General features: G+C 53.0%; 11 protein-coding genes. 6 read left to right on the top strand and 5 right to left on the bottom strand.

Annotated elements, in window-relative coordinates; all coding sequences use genetic code 11:
• Positions 1 to 413: 413 nt before the first annotated feature.
• From aspS to AB5Y81_RS06435, 3 genes are all read left to right on the top strand, one after another.
• Positions 414 to 2,180, top strand: a complete 1,767-nt coding sequence (gene aspS, locus AB5Y81_RS06445; RefSeq protein ID WP_019838554.1) for an aspartate--tRNA ligase — start codon at positions 414 to 416, stop codon at positions 2,178 to 2,180.
• Between the two features lie 102 nt (positions 2,181 to 2,282).
• Complete coding sequence (locus AB5Y81_RS06440; RefSeq protein WP_005299136.1) at positions 2,283 to 3,023, top strand: YebC/PmpR family DNA-binding transcriptional regulator; 741 nt, start codon at positions 2,283 to 2,285, stop codon at positions 3,021 to 3,023.
• A gap of 258 nt (positions 3,024 to 3,281) precedes the next feature.
• Entirely contained in the window at positions 3,282 to 4,898 is a 1,617-nt protein-coding gene (locus AB5Y81_RS06435; protein WP_252604306.1) for a phosphoethanolamine transferase, read from the top strand.
• A 316-nt stretch (positions 4,899 to 5,214) separates the two neighbouring features.
• On the opposite strand, the gene AB5Y81_RS06430 is transcribed toward AB5Y81_RS06435, so the two are convergent.
• From AB5Y81_RS06430 to nagB, 3 genes are read right to left on the bottom strand one after another with little or no spacing between them, the layout of a single operon-like run.
• The gene (locus AB5Y81_RS06430; RefSeq protein ID WP_010634486.1) at positions 5,215 to 6,429 is read right to left on the bottom strand and encodes an ROK family protein; all 1,215 of its coding nucleotides are present in this window, start codon (positions 6,427 to 6,429) and stop codon (positions 5,215 to 5,217) included.
• Positions 6,430 to 6,433: 4 nt separating this feature from the next.
• The gene (nagA, locus tag AB5Y81_RS06425; RefSeq protein WP_017783866.1) at positions 6,434 to 7,579 is read right to left on the bottom strand and encodes an N-acetylglucosamine-6-phosphate deacetylase; all 1,146 of its coding nucleotides are present in this window, start codon (positions 7,577 to 7,579) and stop codon (positions 6,434 to 6,436) included.
• 9 nt (positions 7,580 to 7,588) lie between these two features.
• A complete protein-coding gene (gene nagB, locus AB5Y81_RS06420) occupies positions 7,589 to 8,389 on the bottom strand; it encodes a glucosamine-6-phosphate deaminase (protein WP_123245863.1) in 801 nt (266 codons plus the stop codon).
• A gap of 273 nt (positions 8,390 to 8,662) precedes the next feature.
• Between nagB and nagE the strand changes: the two genes are divergently transcribed.
• Complete coding sequence (gene nagE, locus AB5Y81_RS06415; RefSeq protein ID WP_279484593.1) at positions 8,663 to 10,117, top strand: N-acetylglucosamine-specific PTS transporter subunit IIBC; 1,455 nt, start codon at positions 8,663 to 8,665, stop codon at positions 10,115 to 10,117.
• A gap of 122 nt (positions 10,118 to 10,239) precedes the next feature.
• Complete coding sequence (locus AB5Y81_RS06410; RefSeq protein WP_025201934.1) at positions 10,240 to 12,903, top strand: beta-N-acetylhexosaminidase; 2,664 nt, start codon at positions 10,240 to 10,242, stop codon at positions 12,901 to 12,903.
• Positions 12,904 to 14,028: 1,125 nt separating this feature from the next.
• Here the strand turns inward: AB5Y81_RS06410 and AB5Y81_RS06405 are convergent.
• Together AB5Y81_RS06405 and AB5Y81_RS06400 are read right to left on the bottom strand one after the other, a co-directional pair.
• Positions 14,029 to 16,164 (bottom strand): peptidase domain-containing ABC transporter, encoded by a 2,136-nt coding sequence (locus AB5Y81_RS06405; RefSeq protein ID WP_368146608.1) that lies wholly within the window; start codon positions 16,162 to 16,164, stop codon positions 14,029 to 14,031.
• Positions 16,122 to 17,381, bottom strand: a complete 1,260-nt coding sequence (locus AB5Y81_RS06400; protein WP_279484591.1) for an HlyD family efflux transporter periplasmic adaptor subunit — start codon at positions 17,379 to 17,381, stop codon at positions 16,122 to 16,124. Before AB5Y81_RS06400 ends, AB5Y81_RS06405 begins: the two co-directional genes overlap by 43 nt.
• Positions 17,382 to 17,645: 264 nt before the next feature.
• Here AB5Y81_RS06400 and AB5Y81_RS06395 point away from each other — a divergent pair, with 264 nt between their 5' ends.
• Positions 17,646 to 17,957, top strand: a complete 312-nt coding sequence (locus tag AB5Y81_RS06395; protein ID WP_279484590.1) for a hypothetical protein — start codon at positions 17,646 to 17,648, stop codon at positions 17,955 to 17,957.
• Positions 17,958 to 17,964 lie beyond the last annotated feature (7 nt).

The raw sequence follows: 17,964 nt of genomic DNA, 5'->3' as shown, positions 1-17,964 counted from the left end.
TTTGTCTCGATTTTCCCCTTTTTTTGCCCCGGGATGTAAAAAACAGGGCAAAGGAGGCTGCTGGCCATTTTACCCAAATGGGGGTTTTCCTCTATAATGCCAGCCCTTTTGTTTGCCAATTTGTTGTGACTCACGCCGCTGTACGCATATTGTGACGACGGCAGCGGCCATGATGCGGCCAAACAACAATCGCTTGCCGATGCCCTCCGCCCGACAACCCGGCAGCTTGCCAGCCGCCTCTGGTCGAGCCGATATCGGCGGCAGGTGTCCGATCCCGGCGGTCGGACGGTACGAGACAGATTTCAAACCGGGCAAGAAGCAGGATCTGGCCAGCTGTGAGACAGACGGTGCTTGCCAGTCGTGCCCGGCGACCCAGGTTAACCGTCTCTCTACAATTTCGAAGGAAGAAGTCCATGCGCTCTATCTATTGCGGACAGGTCAATGAGGCCCATGCAGGGCAGACCATTACATTGTGCGGTTGGGTCCATCGTCGTCGCGATCTGGGCGGCCTCATCTTTATCGACATGCGTGACCGCGAGGGCATCGTCCAGGTGTTCTTCGATCCGGACAAACCGGACGCCTTCGCCCTGGCCTCCGAACTGCGCGGCGAGTTCTGCATTCAGGTCTCCGGTGTGGTGCGCACCCGTCCCGACTCCCAGCGCAACAGCGACATGGCCACCGGTGCCATCGAGGTGTTTGCCCACGAGCTCACCATCATCAACCGTGCCGAGCCGTTGCCGCTGGACTTCAACCAGGTCAACAGCGAAGAGGTGAGCCTCAAGTATCGCTACCTGGATCTGCGTCGCCCCGAGATGGCCAAGTACCTGAAAACCCGCGCCAAGGCCAGTGCCTTCGTGCGTCGCTTCATGGACGAGCACGGCTTCCTCGACATCGAGACCCCGATGCTGACCAAGGCCACCCCGGAAGGGGCCCGTGACTATCTGGTGCCGAGCCGCGTGCACAAGGGCAAGTTCTACGCTCTGCCGCAGTCCCCCCAGCTGTTCAAGCAGCTGCTGATGATGTCCGGCTTCGACCGTTACTACCAGATCGTCAAGTGCTTCCGTGACGAAGACCTGCGTGCCGACCGTCAGCCGGAATTCACCCAGATCGACGTGGAGACCTCCTTCATGACCGCACCGCAAGTGCGTGAAATCATGGAAGAGATGATCCGCAAACTGTGGCTGCACATCCTGAACGTGGATCTGGGCGACTTCCCGATCATGACCTTCGACGAAGCCATGCGTCGCTACGGCTCCGACAAGCCGGACCTGCGCCTGCCGATGGAGCTGGTGGATGTGGCAGATCTGCTGACCGCGGTCGAGTTCGCCGTGTTCGCCGGCCCCGCCAACGATCCGAAAGGCCGCGTGGCTGCCCTGAAAGTACCGGGCGGCGCCGAGCTCTCTCGCAAGCAGATCGACGAATACACCAAGTTCGTCGGCATCTACGGTGCCAAGGGCCTGGCCTGGATGAAGGTCAACGAAGCCGCCAACGGCATCGAAGGCGTGCAGTCCCCGGTGGCCAAGTTCCTCTCCGACGCCATCGTGCGCGAGATCCTGACCCGCACCGGTGCGATGGATGGCGACATCATCTTCTTCGGCGCTGACTCCAAGAAAGTGGTGTGCGATGCCATGGGAGCCCTGCGCTTGAAAGTGGGCCGCGATCTGGGTCTGCTGGAGAACAGCTGGAAGCCGCTGTGGGTCATCGACTTCCCGATGTTCGAAGAGGATGGTGAAGGCGGTCTGGCTGCCATGCACCACCCGTTCACCGCGCCGAGCGGCCTGAGCCCGGAGCAGCTGAAAGCCAACCCGGTAGGCGCTTACGCCAACGCCTACGACATGGTGATCAACGGCTACGAAGTGGGTGGCGGTTCTGTCCGTATCCACAACAGCGAGATGCAGGCCACCGTGTTCGACATCCTGGGTATTACCCCGGCCGAGCAGCGCCTGAAGTTCGGCTTCCTGCTGGATGCCCTCAAATACGGTACCCCGCCGCACGCCGGCCTGGCCTTCGGCCTGGACCGCCTCAGCATGCTGCTGACCGGTACCGAGAACATTCGGGACGTGATTGCCTTCCCGAAAACCACGGCGGCCGCCTGTCTGATGACCGACGCCCCCAGTTTTGCCAACCCGACCCAGCTGGGCGAGCTGGCGATTGCGACCACCGTCAAGGGTGACGAATAAGCCTTTATCGGCAACCAGGGCCGCAGCAATGCGGCCTTTCCCGTTTCCCCGGGTAGTCGCAACCTGTGTTACTGAAATTTCAAACTATAACGGAGAGTCCCTATGGCAGGTCACAGTAAATGGGCCAACATCAAACACCGCAAGGCGGCGCAAGACGCCAAGCGCGGCAAGATCTTCACCAAGCTGATCCGCGAAATCACCACCTCCGCGCGTCTCGGTGATGCCGACCCGGCCAACAACCCGCGCCTGCGTGCGGCGGTGGCGGCGGCCCTGACCAGCAACATGACCCGTGACACCATCAACCGTGCCATCGCCCGTGGGGCCGGCGGTGGTGACGGCGAGCAGCTCGAAACCATCGTCTATGAAGGTTACGGCCCGGCCGGCTCTGCCGTCATGGTGGAGTGCCTGACCGACAACCGCAACCGCACCGTGGCCGAAGTGCGTCACGCCTTCAGCAAGTGCGGCGGCAACCTGGGTACCGACGGCTCCGTGGCCTACCTGTTCACCAAGAAGGGTGTACTGACCTTCGTAGGCGCCGATGAAGATGCCCTGATGGACGCCGCTCTGGAAGCGGGTGCCGACGACGTGGTGACCGAAGAAGATGGCACCATCGAGGTGTACACCACCCCGAACGACTTCGGCACCGTGCTGGACGGTCTGGAAGCCGCTGGCTTCAAACCCGAGAGCGCCGAAGTGACCATGATCCCCTCCACCGAAGCGGAGCTGGATGCCGAGACCGCGCCCAAGCTGATGCGCCTCATCGACATGCTGGAAGATCTGGACGACGTGCAGGAGGTGTACCACAACGGTTCCATCTCCGACGAAGTTGCCGCCACCCTGTAATCAGGTCGGCAATATTCCTCGAAACGGCAGCCTCGGCTGCCGTTTTTTTTCATCCGTATAACCCGCATCGACCCGCCCTTCGGCCAGAACAGGCCCCGCCTTAATTCTCCCTTAAGTTTGGTTTTCTACCCTGCCTGCGTCCCGGGGCCCTCGCGCCCACGGCCGGTCTGCACCTCGGGAAGAGGGCTCCGGCGCGGAAGATCCAAAGAGGGGCTGTTGCCAAGCCCCCTGTCTTGTCTGGTTTGTCGGAGTATCGTTATGCGTATCACCTTGGGTGTGATGAAGGTGAATCTGTTGTTGGTGCTGCTGTTTGCACTGCTCTTCAACTGGCCCATTTTCCTCCACTTCTACACCATTCTTACCAAGCTGGAACACGTCAAGGCGGGCTTCGTCGTCTCGATCCCCTTCGTGCTGCTGGCCGCGCTCAATGCGGTGTTCCTGCCTTTTACCTTTCGCTATCTGCTCAAGCCCTTCTTTGTGCTGCTGATCCTGATGGGATCCGTGGTCAGCTACGCCATGCTGAAATACGGCGTCATCTTCGACGTGAGCATGGTGCAGAACATCGTCGAGACCAACAGCGGGGAGGCGGCCTCCTACCTCAATGGCTCCGTGTTGCTCTGGTTCGCGCTGACCGGCCTGCTGCCGGCCTTGGCCCTGCTGTGGGTGAAGATTGACTATCCCCGTCCTTGGTACAAGGGGCTGGGCCTGCGGCTCGGCTCCATCGCCCTCTCCTTGCTGTTTCTGGTGGGGGTAGCCGCCCTCTATTACCAGGATTACGCCTCGGTCGGGCGCAACAACAAGTCCCTCGGCAAGGAGATAGTGCCCGCCAACTACGTACACGGCCTCTATCGCTACGCCACCGACATCCTGTTCGCCACCCCGATCCCGTATCAGCAGCTGGGCACGGACGCCAGGGTGGTGGGGCAGGGCAGCAAGCCGACCCTGATGTTCCTGGTGGTGGGGGAGACGGCGCGCAGCCAGAACTACTCCCTCAACGGTTACGGCAAGGCCACCAACAGCTTCACCGCGAGGGAGTCGGGCATGGTCTCGTTTCGCAACGTGCGCTCCTGCGGCACCGCCACCGCGGTCTCGGTGCCCTGCATGTTCTCCAACCTGACGCGACGCGGCTATGACGACACCCTGGCCCAGTCTCGCGACGGCATGCTGGATGTGCTGCAGCACGCCGGTGTCTCCGTGCTGTGGAAGGAGAACGACGGCGGCTGCAAGGGGGTGTGCAAGAACGTGCCCACCATCGAGATCGAGGCCAAGGATTTTCCCCAGTACTGCCAGAAGGGATCCTGCTACGACGAGGTGATGCTGGAGGGGCTGGATCGGCAGATCGCGCAGATGAAGGGCAACAAGCTGGTGGCCTTCCACCTGATGGGCAGCCACGGCCCGACCTACTATCGCCGCTATCCCGCCAGTGAACGGACCTTCGTGCCGGACTGTCCGCGCAGCGACATCGAAAACTGCACCAATGAAGAGCTGGTCAACACCTACGACAACACCATCCGCTACACCGACAAGGTGGTGGCCCGTCTCATCGACAAGCTCAAGACGCTGGAGCAGGATTACAACGTGGGGCTGGTTTATCTGTCGGATCACGGCGAATCCCTGGGGGCCATGGGGCTTTACCTGCACGGCACCCCCTACAAGTTCGCGCCGGACGATCAGACCCGGGTGCCGCTGATGACCTGGTTCTCCCCCCAGTTGCAGGCCGACCGCAAGCTGGATCTGGATTGTCTGCAGCAGGAGGCGGCCGGCAAGCGCTTCTCCCACGACAACCTGTTCCACTCCATGCTGGGGATCATGGATGTGCAGACCCAGGTCTACAACGGCGCGCTGGATCTGTTCAAGCCGTGCCGGGCGGGATGAATGGGCTAGAGAGGTTGAGCGGCACGACAACCTGTTGCCCCGCGCCATGTTGGGGATCATGGATGTGCAGACCCAGGTCTACAACGGTGCGCTGGATCTGTTCAAGCCGTGCCGGGCGGGGTGAATGGGCTAGAAAGGTTGAGCGACACGACAACCTGTTGCCCCGCGCCATGCTGGGGATCATGGATGTGCAGACTCAGGTCTACAACGGCGCGCTGGATCTGTTCAAGCCGTGCCGGACGGGATGAACCGGCGAAAGTGACCAATAAAAAACGGCAGCCACTGGCTGCCGTTGTTGTTTCGCAAGGCCTCGGCCCTACTTCTGCTCCATGATGATCTGCAGCAGGTCTCCCTCCAGCAGGGCCCGCTTCACCAGCGCGAAACCGCCGACGGTGGGCTGGTTCTGGAAGCGTGCCTTCACGATGGGCAGGCCACGGTGGAAGCTCGGCAGGGACTGGTGCTCCACGCAGCGGCGGATGGCCGGGAACAGGATCTCCTCGGCGGCGGTGATTTCGCCGGCGATCAGCACCTTCTGCGGGTTGAACAGGTTGACCGTGATGGCCACCGCCCGTCCCAGATGCTCACCCACGTTCTCGATCACGCTGCGGGCCAGCTCGTCACCGGCCATGGCCGCCTTGCACACCTCCTGGATGGTGATGTGCTTCTCCTGCAGCGAGCTCAGGTGGCCGCGGCTGATGAGCTCCTTCACCTTGTCGACGATGGCCTCGTTGGAGGCGATGGTCTCCAGACAGCCGAAGTTGCCGCAGTGGCAGCGCTTGCCGAGCGGCTCGACCTGGATGTGGCCGATCTCGCCGACGTTGCGGTTCTGACCGAGGAACACCTTGCCCTTGGTGATGATGCCAGAACCCGCCCCCTGATGGACACTCACCAGAATGGAGTCCATGCAGTCGCGGGACTCGCCGAAGAAGTGTTCGGCCAGTGCCAGCGAGCGGGTGTCGTTACCCACGTAGCAGGGCAGGTTGAAGTGGTTTTCCAACAGCTTGGCCAGCGCCAGATTGCGGATCTGGTACTTGGGGGTGTAGATGACCATGCCCGATTCCGGATTGACCAGGCCCGGCATGGTCAGCGCTATGCTGATGAGGTTGCGGCTGCGATCCTGCTGGGAGTCGATGAAGGCACCGATCTCCCGCAGCAGCATGTCGACCACCGGCTGTTGCTCGATCTCGGTCACCTGGGTGACATGCTGGTCGAGCTCCTTGCCGTCGAGATCATAGAGACTCAGCTGCAGGTAACCGCGACCCAGCTTGGCGGACACAAACTGGAAGCGATGCTTGATGGTGGTCAGGGAGATGGCGCGCCGTCCACCGGTGGAGGCTTGCGGCGAGGTCTCCTTGATCAGGCCATGCTCGATCAGTTGCCGGGTGATCTTGGTCACGCTGGCCGGGGCCAGCTGACTCAACTCGGCAATTTTGACCCGCGAGATGGGCCCCTGCAGGTCGATGAGCCGATACACGGCTGCACTGTTGACCTGCTTGATAAGATCTACGTTTGCTATTTGTCCGCCAGTCATAGTGTCACTGTGTTGTGTAGTGTCCGTTAACCACGGTCCCGCAGACCGTGAAGGCCTGATCAAAGACAGTCAGGTTGGCTATTTTTCCGACCTGGATACTACCGAGACGTGAGTCCCATCCAATGGCGCGTGCAGGGTAAAGGGTGGCCATTCTCAGTGCTTCATCGAGCGGTAATCCGACCTGTTTGACCAGATTTTCCACCCCCTCGATCATGGTGAGGGCAGAGCCGCCGAGTGTACCATTCTCGTCGACGCACTGACCATCGCGGAAATAGACGGTTGCGCCACAAAAATCAAACTTCTCAAAGCCTTCCGGTGCCCCTGCCGGCGCGGTCGCGTCGGTGACCAACACCAGCCGTTCCCCCAGCATCTTGTGCGCGAGACGCACGTTGGCCCAGTGCACGTGATGGCCGTCGACGATGACGCCGGCGTAGACATCCTTGCGATCATAGATGGCACCCACCACGCCGGGCTCGCGGCCGTTCAGGGTCGGGGTCATGGCGTTGTAGAGGTGGGTGGCAAAGCGAATGCCGCTGTCAAAGCCCGCCATGGCCTGATCGTAATTGGCGGCGGTATGGCCGGCGGAGACCAGAATGCCGGCCTCCACCAGGCGGCGGATGTGCTCGGGCTTGTTGCGCTCCGGCGCCAGAGTGATCTTGGCGATGGCATCCGCGTTGGCGCAGAAGAAGTCGATCATCTCGTCGGCGGGCTGGCGGATCTGCTCGGCCGGGTGGATCCCCTTGCGCTTGAGGTTGGTGTAGGGGCCTTCCAGGTGCACGCCAAGGACTTCGTTGGGGTGCGCCGCCATGTAGTCGCGGGTGACGGCGACGGCCTGCTTCATGTCCGCATCCGGACTGGTGATCAGGGTCGGCAGGAAGCTGGTGGTACCGGATTTGAGGTTGGCGGCCTGCATGGTCGCCAGGGTCTCGGTGGTGATGTGGCCGTTGAACATGACGCCGCCGCAGCCGTTGAGCTGCACGTCTATGAAGCCGGGGCAGAGGTTGGCACCCTTGAGGTCAATCTGTTCGATGCCGGCCGGCAGTTCGGCCTGGTGGGAGATGGCGACAATCTGGTCGCCCTCGATCACCACCCCGTAACCGGTCAGCACGCAGCTGCCGGTGTAGAGGGTGCAGTTGGTCAATGCGTACATGGTGACTCCTTACAGACGGCCGATGTTGGCGGCTTCGAGCTGCTGGAAGTAGCGTACCGTCTTGACCTTGAGCTCCATGGTGGAGGGCTCGTCACACACCATCATTCCCTTCGGATGCAGTTGCAGGGTGGAGATGGTCCACATATGGTTGACGCTGCCTTCCACCGCGGCCTGCAGGGCCTGCGCCTTGCCGTGACCGGTCACCAGAATCATGATCTCCTCGGCGTCCATCAGGGTGCCGACACCCACGGTCAGCGCCAGCTTGGGCACCTGCTCCATGTCGCCACCGAAGAAGCGGGAGTTGGCGATGCGGGTGTCTTCGGTCAGGGTCTTGACCCGGGTGCGGGAGGAGAGGGATGAGGCCGGCTCGTTGAACGCGATGTGACCGTCATTGCCGACGCCGCCCATGAACAGGTGGATCTTGCCGTAGGACTTGATCTTCTCTTCGTAGCGCTTGCACTCGGCCACCAGATCCGGCGCGTTGCCGTTGAGGATGTTGATGTTCTCGGGGCGAATGTCGATGTGACTGAAGAAGTTGTTGTGCATGAAGCTGTGGTAGCTCTCGGGGTGGTCTTCCGGCAGGCCGACGTACTCGTCCATGTTGAAGGTGACCACGTTCTGGAAGCTCACCTCACCGGCTTTATGCAGTTCAATCAGGCGCTTGTAGGTGTTGAGCGGAGTGCCGCCAGTGGGCAGGCCCAGTACGAAGGGGCGATCGGCAGTGGGTTTGAACGCATTGATACGGTCAACGATGTAACGGGCGGACCACAGCCCCACTTGGCTGGCAGATTTCAACGGGATCAGGCGCATTGTAGATACCTCTGTACGGGTTGCGGCCGGGATGTCGGCGGCAAGAAGAGCGGGACGGATTTAAGTTGTTTTATAGCGTAAATAAAGATTGCGAACTAAGCCACATCTATCCGCCACCTTTATCTCGTTTGGGTGATAATGATCACGATTACAGGTTTATTAATTTGCGCAGCGAAATAAAAGCCCTAGACTGCCAATCAAGCCTTGATGGCTTATGCGTCAAACGTGATAAGCACTTAATTTCTAGAAAAACATTAACTAAGGAGAGGAACCGTGAACATTCTCGGTTATTTGCAAAAGATCGGCCGGGCCTTGATGGTGCCGGTAGCGGTATTGCCTGCCGCCGCGATCCTGATGGGGGTTGGCTACTGGATTGACCCGAATGGTTGGGGTGGTGACAGTGCGCTGGCCGCCTTCCTGATCAAGGCGGGTTCCGCCATCATCGACAAGATGGCCATCCTGTTCGCCGTGGGTGTTGCCTATGGCATGTCCAAAGACAAAGACGGTTCTGCCGCGCTGGCCGGTCTGGTCGGTTATCTGGTGGTGACCACCTTGCTGAGCCCGGGCGCGGTATCACAAATCCAGCAGATCCCGCTGGACCAGGTGCCTGCTGCGTTTGGCAAGATTGAGAACCAGTTCATCGGTATCTTGACCGGTGTGATCGCGGCCGAGCTCTACAACCGTTTCAGTGGTGTGGAACTGCACAAGGCGCTGGCCTTCTTCTCCGGTCGTCGTCTGGTGCCGATCGTGACCTCCGTGGTGATGATCGTCCTCTCCTTCGTTCTGATGGCTGTCTGGCCGGTCATTTACGGTGGTCTGGTGAGCTTTGGTGAATCCATCGTCAACCTGGGTTCCACCGGCGCCGGCATCTACGCCTTCTTCAACCGTCTGCTGATCCCGATTGGTCTGCACCACGCCCTGAACTCCGTGTTCTGGTTCGACGTGGCCGGCATCAACGACATCCCGAACTTCCTGGGCGGTCAATCCTCCATCGACGCCGGCAAGGCTGTCGTGGGTGTGACCGGCATGTATCAGGCCGGCTTCTTCCCCATCATGATGTTCGGTCTGCCGGGCGCCGCACTGGCCATCTACCACTCCGCCAAGAAAGAAAACAAAGAGAAGGTTGCATCTATCATGATCGCCGCCGCCTTTGCCTCCTTCTTCACCGGGGTGACCGAGCCGCTCGAGTTCTCCTTCATGTTCGTGGCGCCGGTACTGTACGTCATCCACGCGTTCCTGACCGGTATCTCCGTGTTCATCGCCGCCAGCATGCACTGGATTTCTGGCTTCGGCTTCAGTGCTGGTTTTGTCGACATGTTTATCCAGTCACGTAACCCGCTGGCAACCCACTGGTATATGCTGATCCCGCAGGGTCTGGTGTTCTTCGGCCTCTACTACGTGGTCTTCCGCGCAGTGATCGCCAAGTTCAACCTGAAAACCCCGGGTCGTGAAGATGACGAAGCGGTACCGGTACAGGCTCAAACCACCGACCGCACCGAGCTGGCCAAGCAATACCTGGAAGTGCTGGGCGGCCAGGAAAACCTGGTGACCATCGATGCCTGCATCACCCGTCTGCGTCTGACCCTGAAAGATCGCAGCATCGTTGACGAGCGCAAGCTCAAAGCCCTGGGCGCGGCCGGAGTGGTCAAGCTCGGTGAGCAGAACCTGCAGGTGATTTTGGGCCCATTGGCCGAAATCATCGCCGGTGAGATGAAGGCCCTGCGTTAATCGGGCGCCAAGCTCGCCTCAAGTCTAAGTCCATTGTTGACATAACTAAGGGCCCCGCCTCGGGGCCCCATATAAAAAAAGCCAAGAAAATCCAACCTTTACTTCAAATGAGAGCAGCAGTTATGAACTTGAAACATTCTCTGTTAGCCATTGCCATGTCTACCGTTTTCGCCGGTCCGGCACTTGCAGCCGATGCCGCCAAGCAAGCCGTGGTCGACGCCCTCGCCAGCAACCTGGTGGTCAAGTATGAAGTCGTCACCAACGACGGTGCCGGCGCCGGCCTCGACTGCCAGGCGCTGGGCTCCGAGTGGGCGAGCTGCGGCGTTGCCAAGCTGCACCTGACCAATACCGGTGCTGACGTCACCTCCAAGGACTGGAGCATCTATGTCTCCTCCATCCGTCGCATCCAGCGGGTTGACAACGACCAGTTCACCATCACCCACCTGACCGGCGACCTCTATCGTTTGACGCCGACCGAGAAGTTCCAGGGCTTTGCCAAGGATGCCACGGTCGAAGTGCCGCTGGTGGTGGAGTATTGGGTACTGTTCGAATCTGACATCATGCCGAACTGGTATGTCGCCAGCGAAGGGGCCGAGCCGAAAGTGCTGGCCAGCATGAGCAACATCGACGATGCCACCACCTACGAGAAGCCGATGCCGGCCGACGGCTGGAAGCGGACCAAGGATGACAACAACATCCTGATGAACAGCGAAACCCGTTTCGCCGCCAACCAGACCAGCACCTTGCTGCCGGCTGGCAAGGTCGACAACCAGATCCTGCCGACCCCGATGAAGCAGGTGGTCAAGGCCGGCCCGCAGGTCGACTTCTCCACCATCAAGCTCAATGCCCTTGACTTGCCGAGCGATCGCGCCGAAGCCCTGAAGGCTCAACTGACCAAGCTAGGTGTTACCCTCTCCGACACCGGCTACCCAGTGACCATCAAGCTCGGCAGCAAGCTCAAGCAGGCCGAAGGCTACGACATGACCATCGGCAAGAAGGGCACCGTCATTCAGGGGCACGACATCGAAGGTGCCTTCTGGGGTGCCCAGTCCCTGATCTCCCTCTTGGGAGTCAACGACAAGCTGGTGAGCCAGATGACCGTCGAGGATGCCCCGCGCTTTGAATACCGCGGCATGCAGACCGACGTGGCCCGTCACTTCAGAAGCCCCGAGACCCTGAAGAAGCTGGTGGATCAGATGTCCGCCATGAAGCTCAACGTGCTGCATCTGGGACTGACCAACGATGAAGGCTGGCGTCTGGAGATCCCGGGCCTGCCGGAGCTGACCGACGTCGGCAGCCAGCGTTGCCACGACGAGTCCGAAACCAAGTGCCTGATGCCGCAGCTGGGCTCCGGCCCGACCAGCGACAATCAGGGTTCCGGTTTCTACAGCAAGGCCGACTACATCGACCTGGTGCGCTATGCCAAGGCCCGCGGCGTGACCGTGATCCCCGAGATCAACATGCCGGCCCACGCCCGTGCCGCTGTGGTCTCCATGGAAGCGCGCTACAAGCGCCTGATGGCTGAAGGTAAAGAGGCCGAGGCGAACCAGTTCCGTCTGACCGACCCGGCCGATACCTCCAACGTCACCTCGGTGCAGTTCTACGACAAGATGTCCTTCATCAACCCCTGCCAGCCGGGCGCCGCCACCTTTGTGGCCAAGGTGATGGACGAAGTGGCCCAGATGCACCAGGCCGCCGGTCAACCGCTGACTGCATGGCACTACGGTGGTGACGAGGCGAAGAACATCATGCAGGGCGGTGGTTACCAGGATCCTGCCGTCACCAAGAAAGAAGATCTGGTGGCCTGGAAGGGCAACGTCGACTCCAGCAAGCAGGACAAGCCGTTCGGCAAGTCCCCCATGTGCCAGAAGATGGTGGATGAGGGCAAGATCAAGGACGTGGCCGAGCTGCCGGTCTACTTCGCCAAGGAAGTGAGCGAAATGGTCAAGGGCCACGGTTTCTCCACCCTGCAGGCGTGGGAAGATGGTCTGAAGTACGCCACTGACGCCAGCGTGTTCGCCACCGACAAGACCCGGGTCAACTTCTGGGAAACCCTCTACTGGGGTGGCTTCAACGAAGCGATGAAGTGGGCGCACAAGGGCTATGAGGTGGTGCTCTCCAACCCGGATTACCTCTACTTCGACTTCCCGAACGAGGTACACCCTGCCGAGCGCGGTTACTACTGGGCCACCCGCTTCAACGACACCCGCAAGGTGTTCGCCTTCGCCCCGGAAAACCTGCCGCAGAACGCCGAGACCTCGGTTGACCGCGACGGCAACGCCTTCGTGGCCAAGGGTGACCAGGATCCGGTCAAGTTCAAGGGGATCTCCGGTCAGCAGTGGAGTGAAACCGTGCGTACCGACGCGCAATACGAGTACATGGTCTACCCGCGTATCTTCTCCATGGCCGAGCGTGCCTGGCACAAGGGTGGCTTCGAGCTCGACTACGTGAAGAACCGCGAGTTCTCCGGCACCACCAAGTTCGTCAACAAGGCCACCCTGAACAAGGAGTGGAACCAGTTTGCCAACGTGCTGGGTCAGCGCGTGCTGCCGAAACTGGACCAGGCCGGGGTGGAATACCGCCTCTCCGTACCGGGCGCCAAGGTGGTGAACGGCGTGTTGGAAGCGAACGTGGATCTGCCGGGTCTGCCCATCCAGTACAGCCTGGATGGCAAGAGCTGGAGCGCCTACGACGCTGCCGCCAAGCCGAGCGTCAACGGCAAGGTCTACCTGCGCACCACCAGCTTCGATGGCAAGCGCACCAGCCGCGTCACCGAGCTGAACTGATAGCCCTCAATCCATAACGCAAGGTGGGTCGCAAGACCCGCCTTTCCCAAGGACGATGGTCATCGGGCTTGGGAAAGGTTGACTGTGCGTGTGAGCCTTTGTTGTGTGTGTATTGTCTGTTTTTGTTTTTCATCACCTTGAACCCCGCCTCGTGCGGGTTTTTTTGTATATATTGCATTCACATAATATTTTCTCACAAAAATGGGTTGACAATATAAGTAGGGATAAAAATCTCCTGCTATGTTATCTGGTATTACCAGTATTCTATCAATTTAGAGAGAATAGCCGCCATCATGAGTCGAGGTGTTAAATGACAGTGTTTTGTTATCTATTGATGCTTTTTAATGTAATATTTATATTGTTTTTTCGAACGCGTAAAGGACATGGTTTAAATATATATTCTTCTTGATGGCGGATTGTTTTACGTATTCTGATGGATAGAACAGTTATAAAAAATCCTACAATCGTGATCTTTTTCCTAAAACTTTAGTTTTATGGCTGGCAATGAACCGTAGACAATAGAGTAATAAATAGAAGCGTATTTTTTGTTAACAGAAGGATGTGATTATGTAGGTAATAATGAGTTGCTCATATTAATGCAGAGGCTAGTGCATCAGACTTGTTGATTCAAAGTATTCGGCGGATAGATATTACTAATAAATGCTTAAGTTTGTTTTTTCGTGGGTTTTGTGTCGAGCAATTCAATCAATATTACCTGTATGTAGGTTGATGGTAGTGGGAACTCTTACTTTCTCATGGGGCGCATAGATATGTCTGATAAACCGAATGCAGAGCTGGTAATGATAATATTTGTGATGGACAATTTTAGCAAAGGCGATTGTCCATTCGTTATGCACTTCATGACATTGAAAGTAATCAACACGGTGCCCAAGTCTTTAAATAAAGGTAGATGTTATATCACATTATCCTAAGTATGAATCTGCTTCATAATTTATTGGGAGTAGAGCTGATGTTTAGAATGACCAAATAATCTAGTGAGGTTGATGGTAAAATTATGCAAGGATCCCAGGGAAGTTCAGGGGGCAGTAACTGTCTATCTAAGATAGCGCCGTACAAAAGTTGTATAAATAAGACATCAGCGTAAGACTAATGTCTTATTTTTAATTATTTTAAAGTGATTATTCTATCTGCAGAATTTATAGTTACGTCTCTGTGTGCAACCATTAATGTTGTTACGTTAGTTTCGCTGATATAGTTATTTATGGCTTTTTCGCTTGTTATATCAAGGTTACTGGTTGCTTCATCTAGGAGAAGTATTTTAGGGGTTCGATATAGAGCTCTTGCGAGAAGTATTTTCTGTTGTTGTCCTGCAGACAAAGAAACTGACATGCTATTTATAGGGGTATGAAAACCAAGAGGAAGTGCATTGATAAAATCAAGTATATGAAGAGATCTTGATATATCTATTAGTTTTTTTTCATCATATATTCTGTCCGTTAGACAGATGTTTTCAACTATACTTCCAGAGAATATATAGTCGGATTGAAATGTACTGGAAATAATACTTCTAAGCTCTGATGTTGGTAAGTTTTGTATGTCCACATCATTTATTAATATTTTCCCTTTTTGAGGTTTGTATAATTTATTAATAAGTTTTAATATTGTGCTTTTACCACAACCGTTGGGTCCAGTGATTACAACCTTTTCTGATGGTGAAACTTTAAAGCTCAAATTTCGGATAATCCATTCATCGTTATCATTATACCTAAAGTAAACATTTATAAACTCAATAGATAGTTTCTCATGGTCTTTTAAGATATTTGATTTACCACATAAAATGGCTTGTGATTCTCTGTGGCCATGTTCCTGCTCCTGTTCCTGCTCTAATATATCAGATATCCTGAGCCAATGAAGATTGAGTAATTTTAATGACATAACACTATCGACCAAACTACTGACTCGTGATGAAAATTGAATATTGTAAGCAATAAAAGCTAGGTACATACCAATAGAAAACTCGTTGTTAATAACTTGGTTTGCTCCAATCCAAAGAATTGCCGAACCTTCTAACCCGATTATTATATTATTTGTTGCAGAATATAAAACTGACATTTTCTGAAGTTTCACAGATGAATTATTTTGTCTAGTAATTATGTTCATCCAAGAAGCTTCCCTTGGAAGTAGATAATTATTGGTTTTTATTGTCTGGATACCTTTTAAAGTCTCGATGAAATAATTCTCCTCCTCCGCTGATAGTTTCAATAGATTCTCATTTTCAGTATATAGATAGGAATACCAAAAATACCTGGCGATAGTGTAAGTAAATATTCCAATAAGAGATATCGACGTCATGCTCGGACTATAGAGAAACATTAACATTAAGGTTATAAATGAAACGGTACCATCTAAAAAAGAAGTTAAAATAAAATCTGTTATTGTTTTCTGGATGGCGTGTAGGCTATTGAATCTTGATGAGATATCACCATACGTTCTTGAATCAAAATATTTTGTTGGTAGTTTTGTTAAGTGGTGAAACAAACTATTTAACCAAGAAAGCTTAATGAAAGAACTGAGGTTTATAATTATTATTGAGCGGGCTGATGATATCAATATATTAATTGAAAGGATTATTAATGTGCCTGCTAGAATGGTTGATAATAATGATTTGTCTGAAGTTGTAAATACAGAGTCAATAATGGTCTGAGTTATTATTGGAGATGTTATGGAAATAATCTCTAATGCGATAGACATTATTAGTATATGTAAGAAAGTATATTTTATTTCTTTCGTGAAACTAAAAAATGCGGAGAGTCTATATTTTTTTTTCTCCTTTATTAGTTCAATGTCAACTCTTGGAGTGACCTCCAGAACAATGCCTGTATAGGAGGTTAGAAACTCAGGGTTAGGTATTAATCTTCGGCCGCTAGCTGGATCATTTATGATAATGCCATTATGCTGTATTTTACATAATACAACATAATGGTTCATATCCCAATGTATTATACAAGGTAGCTTTATATTATTTAACTCATTAATTTCGGATTTAATAGCTCGTGTAGAAAAACCTAATTGTGATGCAGTATGTATTAACTCATTTAGTTTCGTACCTGTTGATCTACAGGGGAAATGATCTCTCATATAGCGCATTGATACACGATGCCCGTGATATATTGCTAGCATATTTAGACATGCTAGTCCGCACTCTGCGACTTCTGATTGAGTTACAACTGGCACCTTTCTTGGAAACAGAATACCCATCATATTCTTCCCTGTAAAGTTAGTATTGGTTCCAATATCCACTCATATATGTACCTTTTATCAATGTAAATATCTGCATTAAGTGATATAGATGGTTTTAATTTAATAGAGTGACCATAAGCAATAATGGTTTGCTTATCTAAAGAAACCTTCACGACATAAACAGGCTCTTTAGTTGTTAGGTAATATGGTTTGACTTCTTCGGGAGGTATTGTTGTGTTGGATATGGATATGATCTTCCCCGTCAAATACCCAAATTTTTGATATGGATATGGATCTAACTTCATTTTTACTGCTTCTCCTCCTTTTAAAAAACCGATTGCTTTATTAGTGACGTATAATGTGGCTTCTAGTGGTTTTTCATTAGGTACTAATGTCATTAGTAATTGCTGGCTAGACATGTTTTGACCTGGTGTTATATTTATCGTGCCGATGTAGCCGCTCACTGGTGAAGTTATTTCTTTATTCCAGAGAGACTCTAGTTCAATGATATTTTGACTTATTACAGAAAGTGATTCTTGTAATGATAAAATTTCTTCATCTCTACTTAAAGTTGCTTCTTCAATTTTGTTATCTAATTCTAGGATCTTTAATTTTAGCTCATTCTGCTTTTGAGATAATTGTTTGTAAGTTATCTGTGAATCTAACAGTTCAAGCTGGCTATCCTGCAGCTGTTTTTTTGCGATACTGTTTTTGTAGAAAAGTTTTTCTAATCTACCTAGATTCTCTTTAGTTATATTATTTTTTTTATTGGATGCATTCACCATATCTATAGTCGAATTTAATATTTTTTCATAAAAATATTTTTCATTTTTTATGTGTTGGCTTTTTTTTATAAAATGGGATTTTGTTATCTTGATTTTTCTTTTAACTAGATTGAGCCTATTTATTAGATTTTCTCTTTGTAATTCATAAGGAGAGTTATTTGTGTTAAGTTGGCTATTGGTTATGGATAAAAGGGCTGCCCCTTTATTTACCTCATCGCCATTGTGCACGTTTATGGACTTCACAATACCAGAGATGTTTCCATATATATTTATTATGTCTCCATTCGGAGAAATGTGACCTTGGACATTAATTCTACTTGTGTATGAACCGAAAAATATAATAGATAATGATGATAAAATAATCATAAAGGCCAAGATTGATATCAGTATGGATGATATCGATATCTTGTATCCTCCTGTTCCAAAAAGTCCCAGGTTTTTATTTTTTACTGATGTGGTAAAGCTGTCTATAAAAATGTTATCTTTAGTCATTTCATATCTTTTTTATATACTTGCTTATAAGAAAAGGTCGCTATTTATATTGCATTTTTATTTATATGTATACCCCTATCTGGGGGGGAGGGGATTGTTTTTTTATAGTATATGATGTTTCCGGAAGTATTGTGTTATTAAAGGGGCGCAGTACCTCTAGTATTTTATATATTGGTAATGCTTTTGTCCTTCACTGGCCAGATGATATTTGGTTGGGTAAGGTTTTACAAATTTATACACATATTATAATGGGGTGCTTTATATATGAGAGAGCTTTCTCTGGATGAATTAGAGGTAATTGCTGGTGGATGGCAAAGTAAAGGTGCTACAACTAGTGATATGGGAAGTCCACATGAAGGAAGAAGAAATAATAGTGGAGGAGGGAATGGGGGTAATAATAGAGGGCTTAATACCCATGAACAATGGGCTGTTATGTCAAACAGTGCCTTTGCTGTTCTAGGTAAGCAATACGAATCTTGCACTAGTGGTGTATTAGGTGCAATTGGTAGTAGAGGTGGTAGTGGCGGATATCAAAGTGGTAGCAGTCATACAAATAGAAATAATGGAAACCACTAGGATTCAA

The organism is Aeromonas sp. s2 (assembly GCF_040907935.1).
In the GTDB taxonomy this organism is placed as follows: Bacteria; Pseudomonadota; Gammaproteobacteria; order Enterobacterales; family Aeromonadaceae; genus Aeromonas; species Aeromonas dhakensis.
The sequence above is the reverse complement of the archived record's forward strand: the minus strand, read 5'-3'. Positions and strand labels throughout refer to the sequence as shown.

Bases quoted from the DNA above. Each gene is read 5' to 3' on its own strand.
- AB5Y81_RS06430 (WP_010634486.1), bottom strand. From the start codon at position 6,429: ATGACTGGCGGACAAATAGCAAACGTAGATCTTATCAAGCAGGTCAAC.
- nagB (WP_123245863.1), bottom strand. From the start codon at position 8,389: ATGCGCCTGATCCCGTTGAAATCTGCCAGCCAAGTGGGGCTGTGGTCC.
- AB5Y81_RS06435 (WP_252604306.1), top strand. From the start codon at position 3,282: ATGCGTATCACCTTGGGTGTGATGAAGGTGAATCTGTTGTTGGTGCTG.
- AB5Y81_RS06440 (WP_005299136.1), top strand. From the start codon at position 2,283: ATGGCAGGTCACAGTAAATGGGCCAACATCAAACACCGCAAGGCGGCG.
- AB5Y81_RS06400 (WP_279484591.1), bottom strand. From the start codon at position 17,381: ATGACTAAAGATAACATTTTTATAGACAGCTTTACCACATCAGTAAAA.
- AB5Y81_RS06410 (WP_025201934.1), top strand. From the start codon at position 10,240: ATGAACTTGAAACATTCTCTGTTAGCCATTGCCATGTCTACCGTTTTC.
- aspS (WP_019838554.1), top strand. From the start codon at position 414: ATGCGCTCTATCTATTGCGGACAGGTCAATGAGGCCCATGCAGGGCAG.
- nagA (WP_017783866.1), bottom strand. From the start codon at position 7,579: ATGTACGCATTGACCAACTGCACCCTCTACACCGGCAGCTGCGTGCTG.
- AB5Y81_RS06395 (WP_279484590.1), top strand. From the start codon at position 17,646: ATGAGAGAGCTTTCTCTGGATGAATTAGAGGTAATTGCTGGTGGATGG.